The 16,521-nt window shown below is 70.7% G+C and carries 17 protein-coding genes and 1 pseudogene; 8 read left to right on the forward strand and 10 right to left on the reverse strand.

Annotation, left to right across the window (positions count from 1 at the left end; all coding sequences use genetic code 11):
• On the forward strand, window positions 1-574 hold a 574-nt coding region (locus NQU54_RS08220), incomplete at its 5' end, for a site-specific integrase (protein ID WP_502362193.1).
• A gap of 398 nt (window positions 575-972) precedes the next feature.
• Here the strand turns inward: NQU54_RS08220 and NQU54_RS08225 are convergent.
• The 5 genes and pseudogenes from NQU54_RS08225 to NQU54_RS08245 form a co-directional block, all read right to left on the reverse strand.
• Window positions 973-1,323, reverse strand: a complete 351-nt coding sequence (locus NQU54_RS08225; RefSeq protein WP_257630489.1) for a DUF8825 domain-containing protein — start codon at window positions 1,321-1,323, stop codon at window positions 973-975.
• 133 nt (window positions 1,324-1,456) lie between these two features.
• The gene (locus NQU54_RS08230) at window positions 1,457-1,810 is read right to left on the reverse strand and encodes an arsenate reductase ArsC (protein WP_372505832.1); all 354 of its coding nucleotides are present in this window, start codon (window positions 1,808-1,810) and stop codon (window positions 1,457-1,459) included.
• A gap of 55 nt (window positions 1,811-1,865) precedes the next feature.
• Window positions 1,866-2,372, reverse strand: a pseudogene (locus tag NQU54_RS08235) (arsenic resistance protein); the annotation flags it as partial.
• 41 nt (window positions 2,373-2,413) lie between these two features.
• Complete coding sequence (locus NQU54_RS08240; protein ID WP_257630491.1) at window positions 2,414-3,037, reverse strand: NADPH-dependent F420 reductase; 624 nt, start codon at window positions 3,035-3,037, stop codon at window positions 2,414-2,416.
• Window positions 3,038-3,070: 33 nt separating this feature from the next.
• Window positions 3,071-3,805, reverse strand: a complete 735-nt coding sequence (locus tag NQU54_RS08245) for an SDR family NAD(P)-dependent oxidoreductase (protein WP_257630492.1) — start codon at window positions 3,803-3,805, stop codon at window positions 3,071-3,073.
• A gap of 144 nt (window positions 3,806-3,949) precedes the next feature.
• On the opposite strand from NQU54_RS08245, the gene NQU54_RS08250 reads away from it, so the two are divergent.
• Window positions 3,950-4,561, forward strand: coding sequence for a TetR/AcrR family transcriptional regulator (locus NQU54_RS08250; RefSeq protein ID WP_257630493.1), 612 nt, complete (start codon window positions 3,950-3,952; stop codon window positions 4,559-4,561).
• Window positions 4,562-4,937: 376 nt separating this feature from the next.
• Here the strand turns inward: NQU54_RS08250 and NQU54_RS08255 are convergent, their stop codons facing one another.
• Complete coding sequence (locus NQU54_RS08255; protein ID WP_257630494.1) at window positions 4,938-7,283, reverse strand: MMPL family transporter; 2,346 nt, start codon at window positions 7,281-7,283, stop codon at window positions 4,938-4,940.
• A gap of 256 nt (window positions 7,284-7,539) precedes the next feature.
• On the opposite strand from NQU54_RS08255, the gene NQU54_RS08260 reads away from it, so the two are divergent.
• The 5 genes from NQU54_RS08260 to NQU54_RS08280 all read left to right on the forward strand — a co-directional run bounded on the left by NQU54_RS08260 (window position 7,540) and on the right by NQU54_RS08280 (window position 11,498).
• Entirely contained in the window at window positions 7,540-8,736 is a 1,197-nt protein-coding gene (locus NQU54_RS08260) for a sensor histidine kinase (RefSeq protein ID WP_257630495.1), read from the forward strand.
• Window positions 8,737-8,883: 147 nt separating this feature from the next.
• Entirely contained in the window at window positions 8,884-9,519 is a 636-nt protein-coding gene (locus NQU54_RS08265) for a response regulator (protein WP_372505833.1), read from the forward strand.
• Window positions 9,520-9,580: 61 nt separating this feature from the next.
• Window positions 9,581-10,237, forward strand: a complete 657-nt coding sequence (locus tag NQU54_RS08270; RefSeq protein ID WP_257630497.1) for a hypothetical protein — start codon at window positions 9,581-9,583, stop codon at window positions 10,235-10,237.
• A gap of 140 nt (window positions 10,238-10,377) precedes the next feature.
• Window positions 10,378-10,971, forward strand: a complete 594-nt coding sequence (locus NQU54_RS08275) for a hypothetical protein (RefSeq protein WP_306278496.1) — start codon at window positions 10,378-10,380, stop codon at window positions 10,969-10,971.
• A 140-nt stretch (window positions 10,972-11,111) separates the two neighbouring features.
• Window positions 11,112-11,498: a VOC family protein gene (locus NQU54_RS08280; protein WP_093707646.1), complete on the forward strand. Its 387-nt coding sequence runs from the start codon at window positions 11,112-11,114 to the stop codon at window positions 11,496-11,498.
• Here the strand turns inward: NQU54_RS08280 and NQU54_RS08285 are convergent.
• From NQU54_RS08285 to NQU54_RS08295, 3 genes are all read right to left on the reverse strand, one after another.
• Window positions 11,495-12,712 (reverse strand): serine hydrolase domain-containing protein, encoded by a 1,218-nt coding sequence (locus tag NQU54_RS08285; RefSeq protein ID WP_257630498.1) that lies wholly within the window; start codon window positions 12,710-12,712, stop codon window positions 11,495-11,497. The two genes, NQU54_RS08280 and NQU54_RS08285, sit on opposite strands and share 4 nt — an antisense overlap.
• A 205-nt stretch (window positions 12,713-12,917) precedes the next feature.
• Window positions 12,918-14,003, reverse strand: coding sequence for a tartrate dehydrogenase (locus tag NQU54_RS08290; RefSeq protein ID WP_257630499.1), 1,086 nt, complete (start codon window positions 14,001-14,003; stop codon window positions 12,918-12,920).
• A gap of 70 nt (window positions 14,004-14,073) precedes the next feature.
• Window positions 14,074-14,952: a LysR family transcriptional regulator gene (locus tag NQU54_RS08295; RefSeq protein WP_257630500.1), complete on the reverse strand. Its 879-nt coding sequence runs from the start codon at window positions 14,950-14,952 to the stop codon at window positions 14,074-14,076.
• A gap of 111 nt (window positions 14,953-15,063) precedes the next feature.
• Here NQU54_RS08295 and NQU54_RS08300 point away from each other — a divergent pair, with 111 nt between their 5' ends.
• Entirely contained in the window at window positions 15,064-15,966 is a 903-nt protein-coding gene (locus NQU54_RS08300) for an alpha/beta fold hydrolase (protein WP_069869212.1), read from the forward strand.
• Between the two features lie 36 nt (window positions 15,967-16,002).
• Here the strand turns inward: NQU54_RS08300 and NQU54_RS08305 are convergent, their stop codons facing one another.
• Complete coding sequence (locus NQU54_RS08305) at window positions 16,003-16,509, reverse strand: DUF2267 domain-containing protein (RefSeq protein ID WP_257630501.1); 507 nt, start codon at window positions 16,507-16,509, stop codon at window positions 16,003-16,005.
• Window positions 16,510-16,521: the final 12 nt, after the last annotated feature.

Here is a 16,521-nt window from a genome sequence, read left to right on the forward strand (position 1 = left end):
AGTGGAGGAACAGCGGCAACGGGGGAAAGCAGTGCCCTTGAAGACGGAAGCCAGTCAAGCGGTGCTCGATGTTGGTTCCTTCCTGCTCGACAAGTACAAGGCGCACATGGCTCGTTGGCGAGCGCCTCTGTCGACTGCGGCGCTACGTAAGAGGGAAAAGCGAGGTTTGCCCCCCGTCCCTGAGGAGTACGGAGACCTGGTCACAGTAACCAGGTACTGGACGCCCGTACGAGAGAACGCCCTGTGTCGGGCGTTCAACCTGGCGAAGGAGCGGGCTCGGGTGCGAGGAGTGGAGATCCCGAAGAAGGCCACATTCCGGGACCTTCGGCATTTTGCTGATGCCGTGCTGGTCGCCTCGGGCCTGGAGCCGCGCAAGGTGCAGGCGCGCATGCGCCACGCACGGCTGGCCGAGACGCTGGATACGTACGGCTACCTCGTTTGGGAAGTTGACTGGGAGAACGCTCCCGCCTCGTTCGAGGAGTTGTACGGCATCGCAGCGCCTGCTGGCCTGCCTGAGGTTGCCCTGACACCCCGAGCCGAGCGTGAACGAAGGAGCTCCCAACGACCTCGGTGAGCGATGGATGTAACCTGCGGTGCTTACCGGGTAGGACGGGCGTTTCGCTGGCAGATTGATCGTAGCCACGGCACAAGGTCCCGGAGACACGAGGAGGGCAGCACTCATGATCGGCGAAGTTGACTTCCATGCGGCTGGGGTTCCTCGGCTTCGGAAGGTTGTGCACCAGATGTGCATCACGATCGGTGATGCGGCATGTAGGTGCAGGTCGGAGGGTATCTGTGGGGGAGCCCCTACTGTCCCCGGCGTACAGGCCGACTCGTCCGCCGCCATGGCTCTGACCAGGGCTTTTGCCCTGTGGAGGGCGCTCGGCCGGGCCGTTGCGCTCCCCTCCTCTACCTGGGAGTTCCCGGGAGTGTCCGGGTCCGGGCTGTCGGGGCCGAAGGGGTCCGTCACCGTTATGCGGCGGGTGCGTCGACGGCTGGTGTGTGGTGGACGTGCTTGAGCACCATCCGTGCGGTGACGAGGTCCGGTCCCTCCAGCGTCTCCCAGAAGGGATGTGTGGCGAGGGTGATGCTCAGCTCCTGCTGCCGGCCCCGGAGCCGCTGCACTTCCGCCTGGTCTTCCTCGGACCAGCCGTCGGGCGCGGGGCGCCGCCGCGGGCGCCAGGATCCCGGGTCGTGGAAGCCGGGATGGGGCTCGACAGGCCACGGGAGACGGTCGCACAGCGCCCTGAGGGTGTGGACGACCTGGTGAAGCTCTTCCTGCGCGGTGAGCAGGTCCTCAGGGAACTCGTAGGCTCTGGCCATGTCCGGAATCATAAACCTGTTCGATTCTTTGGGGCAGTGAGTATCGCTCGGAGTGTCGCCAATTGTGAGTGAGCGCCGAAGTCGGCGAGTGAGCGCTTTGGCTGGCGGGTCCTGAGCGCTGTACTTGCTGCGGTCATGCGCGGTCGCCCGGGGTGAGTTCGGTGATCAGGTTTTGGACGCGGGTGCGGATGTCGTCGCGGATCGGTCGCACCGCCGCGGTTCCTCGTCCGGCTGGGTCGAGTTTCCAGTCGAGGTAGGTCTTGCCGGGGAAGACGGGGCAGGCGTCGCCGCAGCCCATGGTGATGACGACGTCGGATGCTTGCACGGCCTCGATGGTGAGGATCTTGGGGGTTTCGGCGGCGATGTCGATGCCGACCTCGGCCATGGCCTCAACCACGGCGGGGTTCACGGTGTCGGCGGGGGCGGATCCGGCGGAGCGGACCTCGATGCGGTCGCCGGCGAGGTGGGTGAGGAAGGCGGCGGCCATCTGGGAGCGGCCCGCGTTGTGGACGCAGACGAACAGCACCGAGGGCTTGTGGATGTCAGACACGGGCGGGGCCTTCCGGGGCGGTGACCGGGGGAACGGTGTCGGTGGCGGGTGCGGGGAAGAAGCGGCGTGCGGCGAGGGCGACGTGGACCAGGCCGATCAGGGCGGGGACTTCGATGAGCGGGCCGACGACTCCGGCCAGGGCCTGTCCGGAGGAGGCGCCGAAGGTCGCGATGGCGATGGCGAGTTCGAAGTTGTTGCCCGCCGCGGTGAAGGCCAGCGTGACCGCCCGCGGGTAGTCCAGTCCGACCGCGCGTCCAAGGGCCATGGATCCGGCCCACATCACGGCGAAGTACACCAGCAGCGGCAGCGCGATGCGCACTACGTCGACGGGCCGCGAGGTGATCGCTTCTCCCTGGAGGGCGAAGAGCACGACGATGGTGAACAGCAGCCCGTACAGGGCGAACGGTCCGATGCGCGGAATCAGCCTGGTCTCGTACCAGGTGCGGCCCCGGGCTCTTTCGCCCAGGCGGCGGGTGAGGAATCCGGCCAGCAGTGGGATGCGCCGCCTTGTCGGCGGGGAGTGCGCCGCTCAGAGCTGGCTCAGACGGGAAGTTCGGCGATGCTGAGGGCGAAGTCCAAGTTCCCCACCCCGTGGTTGGCGAGGCCCACCGTGACCACGCCCGCTCCTTCCAGCCAGTGCGCCATTTTCAGGCCGCCGACGTCCAGCGGGCGCAGCCCGAGGCTCTCGATGAACGCCTCCACGCTTGCCTTGGCCTGCGCACTGTCGCCGGCGATGAAGACGTCGGGCCGGCCCTTCTCCAGGACATGACGGAAGATGGTGTTGAACGCCTTCACCACGCTGGCGCCGGCCGGGGCCGCCTTGGCGACTTCCTGTGCGATCGAGGTCTCCTCGCGGTGGGCCAGCCCGTCGAACGTGGAATTGAAGGGATTGCTGATGTCGACGACGACCTTGCCCGCGAGAGCGTCTCCGTACTGGGTGACGGCCGGCACGACACCGTCGTACAACAGGGCCACGATGACGATGTCCCCCGCCGGGGCGGTGCCCCATTCTCCCGTCGTGGCGCCGCCGCCGAGAGCCTTGGCCAGGTCGGCGGCCTTGGACCGATCGCGGCCCATGACCTCGACGGTGTTGCCGCCCGCTACCGCCCGCGCGCCGATGGTGCGGGCCATGTTCCCGGTGCCGATGATGCTGATGTCGCTCATGAGATGTCCTGCCCTGGTTGTGTGTTGTTCGGTTCAGATGGCGGTGGTGCCGCCGTCGGCGACGAGTTCCATGCCGTTGACGTAGCTGGAGTCGTCGGAGGCGAGGAAGAGGGCGGCGGTGGCGATTTCGTCGGGGCGGCCCATCTGGCCGCGGGGGATGAGGGACTCGAACTGGCGCTTGGTGGCCTCGTCGAAGAGCTCTTCCTGCTTGGCGGTGGCGACCTGGCCGGGGGTCAGGACGTTGACGCGGATACGGCGGTCCTTGAGCTCGTTGAGCCAGACGCGGGCCCATGCCTGCTGGACGGCCTTGCTGCCGGCGTAGACGCTCCAGCCGGGGAAGGCGCCGAGGGAGGCGTTGGAGCCGGTCATGAGGATGGAGCCGCCGTCGTTGAAGAGCGGCAGGGCCTTCTGGACGGTGAACAGGGTGCCGCGGGCGTTGAGCCAGAACGCGGTGTGGAAGTGGGCCTCGGTGATCTCGCCGAGCGGGGCGGGCTCGCCCACGCCGGCGCTGGCCCACAGCACGTCGAGGCTGCCCTTCTCCCGCTTGACGGTGTCGTACAGGCGGTCCAGGTCGTCCAGGTCGGCGGCGTCGCCCTGGACGCCGGTGACGTTGCGGCCGATCTGCTTGACGGCCTCGTCCAGGGCGTCCTGGCGGCGGCCGGTGATGAAGACGTGCGCTCCCTCGTCGACGAACAGCTTCGCGCCGGCCAGCGCCATGCCGGTGGTGCCGCCGGTGATGACCGCTACCTTGCTGTCGAGCTTTCCCATGGTCGCTCCCTTGGGTCGGTGGTGCCGTGCGCACCTGGGATGACGGTGTTATGTACACCGCCCTGTGTGCTTACAGTACGGGGCGGGCGGCCGGGGCGCAAACTATGTACACCGGTCGTTACCCGGCTGGGGTACCATGGGGGCATGACGGAGTTGGAGAAGGGCCCCAAGGGCCGCCGCCGCGGCCGGGGCGCCCGCGAGCGCATCCTCAGCGCGTCCCAGCAGCTGTTCCGCGAGCAGGGCATCAACCGCACCGGCATGGACCAGCTCTGCGCGGCGGCCGAGGTGTCCAAGCGCACGGCCTACCAGCACTTCACCGGCAAGGACGAGCTCGTCGCCGAGTACCTGCGCCGGTTCGACCCCTCCGTTCTGTCCGGCGTGTTCGACCGCACCGACCTCACGCCGCGCGAACGGCTCCTCGCCGCCTTCGACATTCCCCCCACCACCCCCCTGTGCCCCTACATCGCCGCAGCCGTCGAACTCCACGACCCCCAGCACCCCGCATCCCAGTGCGCACGCGACTACAAGAAAGCCGTCGCCGCGCGGCTCGCCGACACCGCCCGCGAAGCCGGCGCCGCCGACCCCGAACAGCTCGGCGAGCAGCTCGCGCTGCTCATCGACGGCGCCGCGGCCCGCACCCGGGTCCTCAACGCCGACGCCTTCCCCGCCGCCGCCGCCATCGCCGCCGTCCTCATCGACAACGCCATCCCCGCCACAGCCGGCGACGACCGGCGACGGGAGGAAGTGTCGAGTTAACTCGGCACTCCGCGGCCGGGCTGGACGCGCTGCCGGTCGCGCGGCCGTCCGGCTGGTACGCGACACCAGCCGCCCGGCACCTGACCCGGACCCGCCGGCTTTTACGGAACCGGCCGCCCGCCTGCTGAAGGCCGCAGCGGAAGCCGCCGGGGAGACCGGCGTCAGGGGCTGCGTTGTGGGCGCGGCTGCGCAACCGCATTTCAGCTCCGCCGAGAGCCTCCGCTCCTTGAATGCCGCGAGTTCGGCCCGGTCGGCCAGACGCCACCACGAGCCAATGACGTGCGAAAAGTTCAGCCAGAACGGATTCAAAGCCACTGGCCTGCGTGAGGCGGCGCACCACCGCGGGTGGGCGCCGCTCTCATGGTGTGGATCCGGGTCAGGGCCGGGTGCTGAGTTCGGTCGCGGGTTCCGGCCGCGCGTCGGCCGCTCGGGACTTGGCCAACTGCTCGCCCTCGATGTCGACGTTGGGCAGGACGCGGTCGATCCAGGCGGGCAGGGACCACGCCCGGTGGCCGAGGAGGGCCAGGACCGCGGGCACGATGGTCATGCGGACGATGAAGGCGTCGAGGGCGACGGCGACCGCGAGGCCGAATCCGAGGGCCGCGATGACGGATTCGGTGGAGCCGATGAAGCCCGCGAACACGCAGATCATGATGAGGGCCGCGGCCGTGATGACCTGCGCGCTGTGCTGGAAGCCCGTGGAGATGGCCTGACGCGGATCGGCGCCGTGGACGTAGGACTCGCGGATGCGGGTGACCAGGAAGACCTGGTAGTCCATGGCCAGGCCGAAGACGATGCCGACGGTGAGGATCGGCATCAGGCTCATGATCGGCCCGGTCTGTTCGATGCCGAACAGGTCCTTCAGCCACCCCCATTGGAAGACGGCCACCACGGCGCCGAGTGAGGCCAGGACGGACAGGAGGAAGCCGAGCGCCGCCTTCAACGGCACGAGAAGGGAGCGGAAGACGAGGATCAGGACCAGGACGGCCAGTCCGACGACGACCAGGAGGTAGGGCATCAGCGCGGCGCTGAACTTGTCGGAGATGTCGATGTTCAGCGCGGTGGTCCCGGTGACCATGCTCCGGGCGCCGATGGAGTTCTCCGTCGTTGCCGCCAGGGAACGGATACCGGTGACGAGGTCCTTGGTCGCGTCGCCGGACGGCGCGCTGTCGGGGACGACGGAGATGATGGCGGTGTCACCGGAGGGGTTGAACACGGCGGGGGTCGCCAGGGCCACATCGTCGAGTTCGCGGATCTTCTCGTGCATGGTGGCGGCGGTCTTTTTGGCGGTGGCCGCGGACTGGTCGGTGACGACCACGGTCAGGGGGCCGTTGAAGCCCTCCCCGAAGGACTGCGCGAGCATGTCGTAGGCCCGGCGCTGGGTGGTGGACGGCGGCTGGGAGCCGTCGTCGGGCAGTCCGAGCTCCAGCCCGGTGGCCGGGAGCGCGATCACGGCCAGCGCCGCCACGGCGGTGACGAGAACCCGCACCGGTCGGCGCACCACCGCCTCGGCCCACCGGCGGCCGAACGGCGCCCTGGCCTCACGGCTGTCGCGGGGCGCCTTCGCCTCACGGCTGTCGCGGGGCGCCTTCGCCTCACGGCTGTCGCGGGGCGCCTTCGCCTCACGGCTGTCGCGGGACGCCTGTGTGTCATGGCTGCCGCGCGGTGCCTCGGCCTCACGGCCGCCGCGGCCCACCGCGCGGTCGCGGGTACGTCCGCGGACGCGCTCAGGGGCGAAGCCGAGCATGGCCGGGACCAGCGTGATGGCGACCAGGACGGCGACGGCGACGGCCCCGGCGGCGGCGATGCCCATGGCGGTCAGCACCGGGAGGTTGACCACGGCCAGGCCGACGAGGGCGATCATGACGGTGAGGCCGGCGAAGACGACGGCCGATCCCGCGGTGCCGTTCGCCCGGCCCACTGCCTCGCGGGCGTCGTGACCCGCGGCACGTTCGGAGCGGTAGCGGGAGACGATGAACAGCGCGTAGTCGATGCCGACCGCGATGCCCAGCATCGAGGCGAGTGCCGATGTGTTGCTGTTCAGGTCGAAGACCGGACCCAGCGCCGTGAGCGCGGCGAGGCTGATGCCCACCCCGATCACGGCCGTCAGCAGCGGAAGACCTGCGGCGATCGAGGAGCCGAGGGTGAGGAGGAGGATGATCGCCGCCAGGGCGAAGCCGATGGCCTCGGCCGAGGTGCCTTCCTCCGTCGTGGCGACCGCGTTGCCGGAGGCTTCGACCGTCAGCCCGGTCTCCCTGCCCTCGTGCAGGGCGTCGTCGAACCGCTCGTGGTCGCGATCGGTGAGGTCCGCGGCCGCGGACCGGTAGGCGACCGTGGTGTAGGCGGTCGCGCCGTCCTCGCTGACCGTTCCGCTCGTGAAGGGGTCGCTGACGGCACCGACCCGGGAAGAGGAGGCCGCCAGGTTCTTCAGGGTCGCGGCCACCGAGGCCCGGTTGCCGGTGCTGGTGATCTTTTCCCCGTGCGGGGCCCGCAGCACCACGCGGGCGGTGGCGCCGCCCGCGTTGGCCGCGGGGAATTTCTCGCTCAGCAGGTCGTTGGCGCGCTGCGCCTCGGTGCCGGGCAGGGTGAAGGAGGACGTCGAACCGCCGGTGGTGTGCGCGGCGGCGGCGCCCACGGCGGCAAGGACGATGACCCAGAAGAGGAGCACCAGCCGGCGCCGCTTGAAGGCGGTCCGACCGATCCAGTGCAGGAAGGTGGCCATGAGGGTGCGGAAGACTTTCTACTCATGCGACGTTGGGAGAGGGGAGGTCGGGACAGCGGGAAGTGCCGCACACGCCCCCTCCGGGGACGGCGCGCCGGTCGGAGGCCGGACCTCGGTGAATGCCGCCGACCGCCGCGATCACCATCGTCGGCCCGGGACACGCGGCGTCACGTCAGCCGTACGTACCGGGTGGGCGCGGGGCTGTCGGCCGAACGGCCGACAGCCCCGCGCCCACCCGGTACGTACGCTGAGCGGCGTGGATCGACATCTTCCGCGTACTCCGCACATCAGGCGGCTGGTCACCGTCAGCGGCCTGTTCGCGTTCGTTCTCACCTGGCTCGCGGACATCGCCGTGGTCAGGAGCAATTCCATGGCGTCCGGAACCGCCTGGCTGCCCGTTGTGGCCACCGGCCCTCTGATCGCCCTGGCCGTCCTGGAGACCCCCTGGTCGCCGTCGCTGGACACCTGCGTCGCCGCCGTGGTGTCACTGTCCTTGGCACTCACCGCTTGGAGCCTGATCGCACCGAGCACCATGGCGTGGTGGGGAGTTCTGGAGACACTGGGCCTGCTGTGCATGGGCCTGCGCACCACGGCCCAATCCGGCCGGACGGCCGCCGCGGCGGCGGAAACCGTCCTGATCAGCGCGACCGTACTGCTGCTGCCCCTGCGCACCGGGTCCTGGGAGGCGTTCACCACCGGTGGCTATGTGCTGACCGTCGCGCTCGCCATCTTCATCACCCTCGGCTACACCATCCGAGCCCTGGAAGCGCGCAGAGAGCGCACGGCCCGCGAGGTCCGCCACGGGGAGCGCCTCGCCCTGGCCCGCGATCTGCACGATCTCATCGCCCATCACATGACCGGCATCATCGTGCAGGCCAACGCCGCCCTGTCCATCCAGGCCGCCGCACCCGACAAGATCGAGCCCATCCTGCGCAACATCGCCCGGTCCGGCGCAGAGACCCTGGAATCCACGCGCCGTCTGGTCCGCGTCCTGCGCGAGGAGAACAACACACCACTGTGGCCGGGCGACTTGCTCACCGATCTCGGTGAACTCGTGTCCGCCCACTGCGCCGCCGCGTCGCCCGGCTCCGGGCCCACCGAAGCCGATACGGCACGCCTCGAAGCCACGGCGGCGGCGCGGGTGGCCCGACTGCGGCCCGAAGTGGAGACCTCCGCCCACCGCCTGGTCCAAGAAGCCCTGACCAACGTACGCCGCCACGCACCGGACGCGCACACCATCGTCCGCCTGGACGCCGATACGGAGCGACTGCGCGTGACCGTCACCAACACCCCACCGCACCGCAGGGCGCTCACGCCGGCCGGGGGCCGGGGCGGCTTCGGCCTGCTCGGACTCCAAGAGCGCATCGAGGCCCTCGACGGCACCTTGCGCGCCGGGCCGCTGCCCGGCGGCGGCTGGGAAGTATCCGCCGCCCTCCCGCTCGCACCGTCATGACCCCAAGCCGAGCGCTGCCCGAGCCGGGCCGCCAGGACGAAGCGGCTTGGGCCATCCCGACGCCGCACAGCCCCGTGATGATAGGAACGGTCAGTGCCCGAACCCCGGATTGACGTCGTCATCGCCGATGACCAGGAACTGGTGCGGATGGGATTCAGCCTGATCCTGGGGGTGCAGCCGGGGATCACGGTGGTCGGTGAGGCGGCCGACGGCGTGGAGTGCATCGAACTCGCGCGTCGTCTGCGCCCCCGGGTCGTGCTGGCCGACATCCGCATGCCGCGGCTGGACGGGCTGGAGGTCGTGCGACAGCTGGCCGGTCCCGGCGTGGCCGATCCGCTGAACGTCGTCGTGATCACCACATTCGACCAGGACGACTATGTACGAACCGCACTGCGCAACGGCGCATGCGGTTTCCTGCTCAAGGACGCCTCTCCCGACCTTCTGGTGGAGGCGGTCCAGGCGGCGGCACGGGGCGATGCCCTCGTCTCCCCGGCGGTCACCGTGCGGCTCCTGCGGCGGCTGGAAGCGACGGAACGCGGGACGGTACGGGCACTGGAGGCACCCGAGGCGTCCGATGCCGCCGGTCTCAGCGAACGGGAGCGGGACATCGTCCGGCTGGTGGCCGTAGGGCGCACGAACCAGGAAATCGGCGATGAGCTGTTCCTGTCGCTGTCGACGGTGAAAACGTACCTGGGACGGATCCAGGCCAAGCTCAACGCCCGCAACCGGGTCGAGGTGGCGGCCTGGGCCTGGGAACACGGAGCGGTCCGCGGGAGCAGATGAGACGGCCGTCGGCCGGGACATGGCGGGCTCGATGGGCAAGGGCCCGCCCTAGGATTTCCGCATGGCGAAGCGTGCGGTACATCGGCGGGCCCGGAAGATCCTGGGCGAGGAGCCCGTGGCCCTGGTCTGGTGCGAGGTTCACAAGGGCATCCCCGTACCGCCCCAAGAGGTGCACCGGGCCGCGGGCAAGGGGCGGTTGAAGCCGGGGCGCCACTGGCTGCTGTACGTGGGGGCCGTGGTGTTCTTCTTCGTCGTCGTCCCGGTGATGCTGATCGACGCGCTGAGTACCCGACTTGAGCAGCCGTTCCAGCGGTCCCGTAGCCGCGGACCGCGGCGGACTGGGCCGGACGCCCGGCCCTCCGCCTCCCGCGGCCGTACGGCCGACGGTGCCTTCGACGGCGACTGGGACCTGACCGCGGGCCAGTTGCTGCTGCGCTGGTACGGGCATTCGCCCAACCCCCAACGCCTGGTCATGCTGGCCCGCGAGCGCGTCTGTATCGCCACGTCGCCGCGCCGTCGGCTGTCGCCCACCAGGGCCGACGACTTCCGGATCGTCGCGGAGTTCCCCCTCGATCAGGTCCGCGTCGAGGGCGAGGCGGGCCAGCCGCGCGGCTTCGCCACGTTCCGGCTTCGCTTCGCCGACGGCTCCTGGCTGGAGCTGGGACGGCTGGGCGAACCCGAGGACGCGGACCACTTCCTCCGTACCGTCAGCGGCTGATCGGCGGTCATGACGGCCGCTTGCGTGGTCGATGGGCCGGGACAGCGCCGCATTAGCTGTCTGTTAGCAGAACAACAATCCGGTCTTCGAAGCTGATTGTCGTCCGGGAGAGAGACGACAGAGCACAGCATCGAGAGGCCATGATGAACACCGCCACCGCCACCAACCGCTTCCGTGGCCGCGCCGGCCGCCGTATCGCCGCCGCCATCGTCGCCGCCGCGGCGCTGAGCCTGGGGGCCACGGCCTGCGGGCCCGACTCCGAGGCGGCGGACTCCGCCGGCTCCTCGGCCTCGGCCCAGCCCACGGGCGGCTCCTCCTCGGACAACTCCGGCTCGCAGGGCGAGGACGGCGGCACGTCCTCCACGGCGCCGCCCGCAGACGGCAACGGCGGCGGGTCCGCCACCCCCGGGGGCGGCGCGGCCGACGCGGGCAACGAGCGCACGATCGTCGGCAGGCTGGAGTACCTCGCGCCCGGCAAGCTGATCGTCAAGCCCGAGGACGGCGGTATGGACCAGGCGTTCCTCGTCGCCAACGCCACGCGGATCCTCGGCGGGGCCGCGATCTGCTCCGCCGACGACGGCAGTGTGTCCCTCGGCGAGGACGGCTACGGCACCTCGAAGTGCACCGTGGACCAGTTGGAGAAGGCGGCGAAGACCAACGCCGTGACCGTTCGCGTCACCATGGACTCCAAGTCCGGCGGTGCCGATACGGTCGAGGAGAAGTACCACCCGTAAGCCCGAGCACGAGATGCCGTCGAACCACTCGCGGATGGCGGCCCGGCCCGCCCCGGGAACCACCGCCGTCCGCCCACTCATACCGCTCGCCGCCGGTGGCGGGCGGAATAGCGGTGGTTCATCACGCCTTGCTGGTAGGCATGCGTATCTTCCGTACCTACGCGCGCGTCTACGCCGCCGACCTGGACGCGGTTCTGACATCCCTCGGGACCGTCACCGGCGAGCCGGTCACCACCCGATTCACGATGCCGAACGGCCTGGAGCTGGCCGCCATCGGCCAGGTTCTGGTCGTGGCGGGAGACGAGCGAACGCTGGAGCCGTACAAGGCCACGTCGGCGACGCTGATCGTGGACGACCTCGATGAGTGTCAGGCACGCCTCGACCGGGCGGGAGCGGAGCTCGTGCGCGGTCCGCAGGCCGTTCCCACCGGCCGGAACCTGACCGCCGGGCTGCCCGGTGGCGTTCAGATCGAATACGTCGAGTGGGACGAGGCGCAGTGGGAGCGTGCCGGGGGTCGGCCGGCCTAGGGCCTCGTCCCCTCCGGAGCATGCCGCCGCTCGTGCGGACGGCTCTCGCAGAGGGCCGTCTGGACGGCGGCCTTCATGTCGTCGTCCTGGGCGTCCGGACCATGCGGGCCGATGTTCACCATGACCGTCGCCTGGCCGCCGTCGGCCGTGGCACCGCCCACCGTCCCGTATCCGGGGATGTCGCCGCTGTGGCCCCAGTAGCGGCCGCCGCAGGGCAGTGGTCTGCTCTCCAGGCCGAGGCCGTACGCCCGGCCGTCCGGGTTGCCGGTCGGGCGGGTCCGCATCATCTCCCGCAACTGGGCCGGGCGCAGCAGCCTGCCGCGTACGAGCGCGTCCAGGAAGCGGTTGAGGTCGGTGCCGCTGGAGATCATTTCGCCGGCCGGGCCCGCGACCGTGGGGTTGATGGCGGTGATGTCCATGAGCGGCGCGTCCTCGCCGGGCCGTACGTACCCGCGCGGATGCGGTCCGGGGATCGCCGGGGCGTCACCCGGCACATAGGTCTCGCGCAGACCGAGCGGTTCGATGATGCGCCGGCGGATCTCCTCGCCATACGCATGGCCGGTCACCTTTTCGATGAGCAGGCCGGCCAGCAGGTAGTTGGTGTTGGAGTAGCGCCAGGCGGTGCCGGGTTCGAAGGTCGGGGGGTGGGCGAGCGCGATGTTCACCAGGTCGCGGATGTCGTGGTGGGCGAGCGGGTCCTCGAGGACCTCCTGCGGGGGGAGGTATTCGAGGATGTCGGGCACGCCGCTGGTGTGCTGGAGCAGCTGACGGACGGTGATCTCCCGGCCGTCGTTGCCGTGTCCGCGGATGACACCGGGCAGATAGCGCTCCACCGGTGCGTCGAGGGCGACGCGACGCTCTCCCACCAGCTGGAGCACGACCGTCGCCACGAACGGCTTGGTCATGCTGCCGATCCGGAACCTGCTGTCGCGGTGGATCGGCGCATGGGTGCTCACGTTCGCGACGCCGCTGGTCAGCACCGCGCTGCCGCGCCGGTTCCGCACCTCCGCGAGCGCTCCGGGCGCGCCGTCGACCGTGGTCAGCCGGTGCAGGAGCGCGCGCAGCCGAGGGGTGTGGTCGGCGGCCGCGGCGGTGGTGGCGATTCGTGGTCCGGCCTCGGCGCCGTCGTCCATCAGCGCCGCCGCCGTGACGCCCATCGCCACGGTGAGCGCGAGTCCGCTCCCCAGCACACGCTTGCGCTTGATCAGGCCCACGTGATGTCCCCTCCCGGCTCCCCATCGCGGCCGTATGGTCACGTTAGAGATCGCCGGGCCTGGGATCGATCCGGCCAGCCCCCGGAGCGCCCGGGGGACAGCCCCACCCCGGCCCGGTCCGGCGGCGGTCCGCTGGAGCGGACCGCCCGCACCCGGCCAGCACTCTTCGCCGCCGAGGTCGCCTACCGGAGGAGGTGGCCGCCGCCTACTGGCGGTGGGGTCGGAGCAGTTCGAGCAGGGCGTCGGTGAAGTCCTCCGTGGTGGCCGTGCCGCCCAGGTCGGGGGTGCGGACGGGGGTCTTCGCCAGGACGGTCGCGATGGCGTCGGTGACGCGGGTGGCCGCCTCGGGGTGGCCGAGGTGGTCGAGCAGCATGGCGGCGGACCAGATCGCGCCGAGCGGGTTGGCGATACCGCGCCCCGCGATATCGGGCGCGGAGCCGTGGACCGGCTCGAACATGGACGGGAAGTCGCGTTCGGGGTTGAGGTTGGCCGCGGGGGCGATGCCGATGCTGCCCGCGACCGCGGCGGCCAGGTCGCTGAGGATGTCGCCGAAGAGGTTGGAGGCCACGACGACGTCGAAGCGCTGAGGGTCGAGGACGAACTTCGCGGCGAGGGCGTCGATGTGCTCCTGGTCCCAGGCCACCTCTGGGTGCGCGGCGGCGCGTTCGGCGACGAGTTCGTCCCAGAAGGGCATGGTGTGGACGATGCCGTTGGACTTGGTCGCCGAGGTGAGGCGCCCACCGCGCCGCTCGGCCAGGGAGAAGGCGTAGTCCAGGACGCGGGTGACGCCCTTACGGGTGAACACCGCCTCCTGGACGGCCATCTCCTCCGGCAGCCCCCGTCCGAGGCGGCCGCCGATCTCGCCGTACTCGCCCTCGACGTTCTCGCGGACCACGACGAGGTCCACATCGCCGGGCCCGGCCCCGCGCAGCGGGCTGGGCACGCCCTCGAAGACGCGGATGGGGCGCAGATTGACGTACTGCTGGAAGCCCCGGCGGATGGGGATCAGCAGACCCCACAGCGAGACATGGTCGGGGACGCCGGGGTAGCCGACGGCGCCGAGCAGGATCGCGTCATGGCCGCGCAGCCGGTCCAGACCGTCCTCGGGCATCATCGCGCCCTGGCTGAGGTAGCGCTCGCAGGACCAGTCGAACGTCTCGTAGGTGAAGCCGAGGCCGTGCCGGGCGGCGACGGCGTCCAGGACGCGGCGGGCGGCCGGGATGACCTCGTTGCCGATGCCGTCGCCGGGGATCAGGGCGATGCGGTGGTTGGTCGTGCGGCGGTTCGTCATGGAGGGGATTGCAGCAGGGGCGCGTCCTCCGCGTCCAAGACACAGATCGGATGTGCCTTATAGGTCCGCCCTATGAGCGTTCCATGGCGGTGCTCATGAACGCCCGCGCCGCCGGGGTCAGCTGGGCCCGCCTGCTGACCAGCGCGATATGCAGGCTGGTGGTCGGCTCGAGATCCAGGACCAGCGCCCCCGCCCGCTCGGCCAGCCCGCGCCAGGCGTCGGTGACCACCGCCAGGCCGACGCCCCGCAGGACCAGCGGCAGGATCGCCACCCGGTGCTCGGTCTCGACCACGACGGTCAGCTCGACGCCCTCGGCCCGGAGGTCATCGACGTAGCGGCGCATCCCGGTCCCCTTCTGCCCCACGATCAGCCGATGGCCGGCCAGCCGCTCATGGCGCACCGGCACCCCTGGGGGGAACGGCCCGTCCGGGGGTGTCAGCAGTACGAACCGCTGCTCGATCAGCGGGTGGATGCGTACGTCGCCCTGCGGTGCGGCGTCGGGGGAGGCCAGCAGCCCCAGCTCGCATACGCCGGTGCGCACCATCTCCGTCACATCGCGGGGGGTGAACGCGGCCTGCACCCGTACGGACACCGCGGGATGGGCCCGGGTGAAGCGGTCGATCATCCCGGTCAGCGGCTCGACGGCCTGGGAGGGCGGGGCCGCGATGTCCACCCGGCCGCCGCGCAGCCCGTGCACCGACTCCACACTCGCCCGCGCGAGCTGGAGGCTGCGCACCGCCTCCCGCGCCGGTTCGATCAGCGCCGTGCCCGCCTCGGTGAGGACCGCCCGGCGGCCGATGCGGTGGAAGAGGTCGCTGCCCAGGTCGCGCTCCAGGGCACGGATGGCCTGGGAAAGGGACGGCTGTGACAGATACAGCGCGGAGGCCGCCCGGTTGAACCCGCCGTGGTCCACCACGGCCAGGAAGTACTCCAGCTGCCGCACATCCACCGCGCCGCCTCCCCGCGTCCGGCCACCCTGACAGGTCCATAGGTGTTGCTTATAAGGATTGTCGTCAACGGGTCTTGGACGCGCACCGCGGGCGGCTGCTGGGATCGGGCCATGACCGATCAGCTGCTGGGCGACTTCGACCGCCGCACCATCGATGTCGAGGGTGTGGGAATCCATGTGCGCACCGCCGGGGACGGGCCGCCGCTCCTGCTGCTGCACGGCTATCCGCAGACCCATGTGATCTGGCACCACATCGCCCCGGCGCTCGCGGCCACACACCGTGTGGTCCTGGCCGATCTGCGCGGCTACGGCGACAGCGACAAGCCCGCGTCCGACGCCGAGCACCTCATGTACTCCAAGCGGGCCATGGCGCGCGATCAGCTGCTGGTGATGCGGGAGCTGGGCTTCGACCGCTTCGCGGTCGCCGGCCACGACCGGGGCGGCCGGGTCGCCCACCGGCTGGCCCTGGACCATCCGGGGGCGGTCTCCGCGCTCGCGGTCCTCGACATCGTGCCCACGCGGCATGTCTTCCAGCACGCCGACAAGGACTTCGGCCTCGGCTACTACCACTGGTTCTTCCTGGCGGCGGGCAACGGCATCCCGGAGCATCTCATCGGCCGGGACCCCGAGTTCTGGATCCGCGCCCGGATGGGGGCGCGCCACCACGGCGGCACGCCGTTCGACGAGGCGGCCCAGGCCGAGTACGTCCGCTGCTTCTCCGATCCCGCGGCCATCCACGCCAGCTGCGAGGACTACCGCGCCGCCGCCACGATCGACCTGGTCCACGACGACGAGGACGCCGCCGCGGGCCGCCGGGTGACCGCACCGCTGCTGGCCCTGTGGGGTGCGCACGGCTTCGTCGGCCGCCACTACGACGTGCCTCGGGTCTGGCGCGGCTACGCGGACGATGTGCGCGGGCAGGCCCTGCCGTGCGACCACTACCTCCCCGAGGAGGCGCCGGAGGAGACGCTGCGCCAACTGCGGACGTTCCTCGCGGACCACGGCGCCGCCTGATCCGGGGGCCGGGGTCTCGGCGGGCGGCCGGTACGGCTACGTCGGTATGACGGTGACCAGGTCTGCGGGCATCCTGGCCCGCAGATCGTCCCACTCGCCCTCGCTGATATGGCGCTGGAGGATCTCCAGGACGGTGTGGACCAGCTGTTCGGTGTCGCCCTGGATCGAGTACGGGAAATCGTGCCGGATCCGCTGGAAGAACTCCTCGCTGTGCATCTTCACGGGCGTCTCGGCGGGTTTCCAGCCGTCGTAGTAGATGCCCCGCACCAGCATCGGGAGCTGTGCGCCGAACTGGACGGCCTCGTCCACCGTCAGCCGGTCCCGTAGCTGGTGCAGGACCGCGCGCAGGGCGGCGTAGGACTGTTTGCGGCGCGCCTTGGGGCCAGCCGTAGGCGTCCTCGATCTCCTTGAGGAGCCGGTTGGTCTTGTCGACCGTGGTGTCGAAGGAGGGAAAGCCTGTCGCAACCATCGTGTTCTTCCTTCCGGTGCCCGCGGCGGCCGCCCGGCGGGGCGGCCGCCGCGGGGGTGGGAGAGCCGGTTCACGGCCGGCGGCGC

Source organism: Streptomyces malaysiensis subsp. samsunensis (assembly GCF_024519315.1).
GTDB lineage: Bacteria > Actinomycetota > Actinomycetes > Streptomycetales > Streptomycetaceae > Streptomyces > Streptomyces malaysiensis.

Bases quoted from the DNA above. Each gene is read 5' to 3' on its own strand.
- NQU54_RS08230 (WP_372505832.1), bottom strand. From the start codon at position 1,810: ATGGCCGCCGCCTTCCTCACCCACCTCGCCGGCGACCGCATCGAGGTC.
- NQU54_RS08275 (WP_306278496.1), top strand. From the start codon at position 10,378: ATGATGAACACCGCCACCGCCACCAACCGCTTCCGTGGCCGCGCCGGC.
- NQU54_RS08240 (WP_257630491.1), bottom strand. From the start codon at position 3,037: ATGAGCGACATCAGCATCATCGGCACCGGGAACATGGCCCGCACCATC.
- NQU54_RS08245 (WP_257630492.1), bottom strand. From the start codon at position 3,805: ATGGGAAAGCTCGACAGCAAGGTAGCGGTCATCACCGGCGGCACCACC.
- NQU54_RS08290 (WP_257630499.1), bottom strand. From the start codon at position 14,003: ATGACGAACCGCCGCACGACCAACCACCGCATCGCCCTGATCCCCGGC.
- NQU54_RS08270 (WP_257630497.1), top strand. From the start codon at position 9,581: ATGGCGAAGCGTGCGGTACATCGGCGGGCCCGGAAGATCCTGGGCGAG.
- NQU54_RS08250 (WP_257630493.1), top strand. From the start codon at position 3,950: ATGACGGAGTTGGAGAAGGGCCCCAAGGGCCGCCGCCGCGGCCGGGGC.
- NQU54_RS08300 (WP_069869212.1), top strand. From the start codon at position 15,064: ATGACCGATCAGCTGCTGGGCGACTTCGACCGCCGCACCATCGATGTC.
- NQU54_RS08265 (WP_372505833.1), top strand. From the start codon at position 8,884: ATGGGATTCAGCCTGATCCTGGGGGTGCAGCCGGGGATCACGGTGGTC.
- NQU54_RS08225 (WP_257630489.1), bottom strand. From the start codon at position 1,323: ATGGCCAGAGCCTACGAGTTCCCTGAGGACCTGCTCACCGCGCAGGAA.
- NQU54_RS08255 (WP_257630494.1), bottom strand. From the start codon at position 7,283: ATGGCCACCTTCCTGCACTGGATCGGTCGGACCGCCTTCAAGCGGCGC.
- NQU54_RS08280 (WP_093707646.1), top strand. From the start codon at position 11,112: ATGCGTATCTTCCGTACCTACGCGCGCGTCTACGCCGCCGACCTGGAC.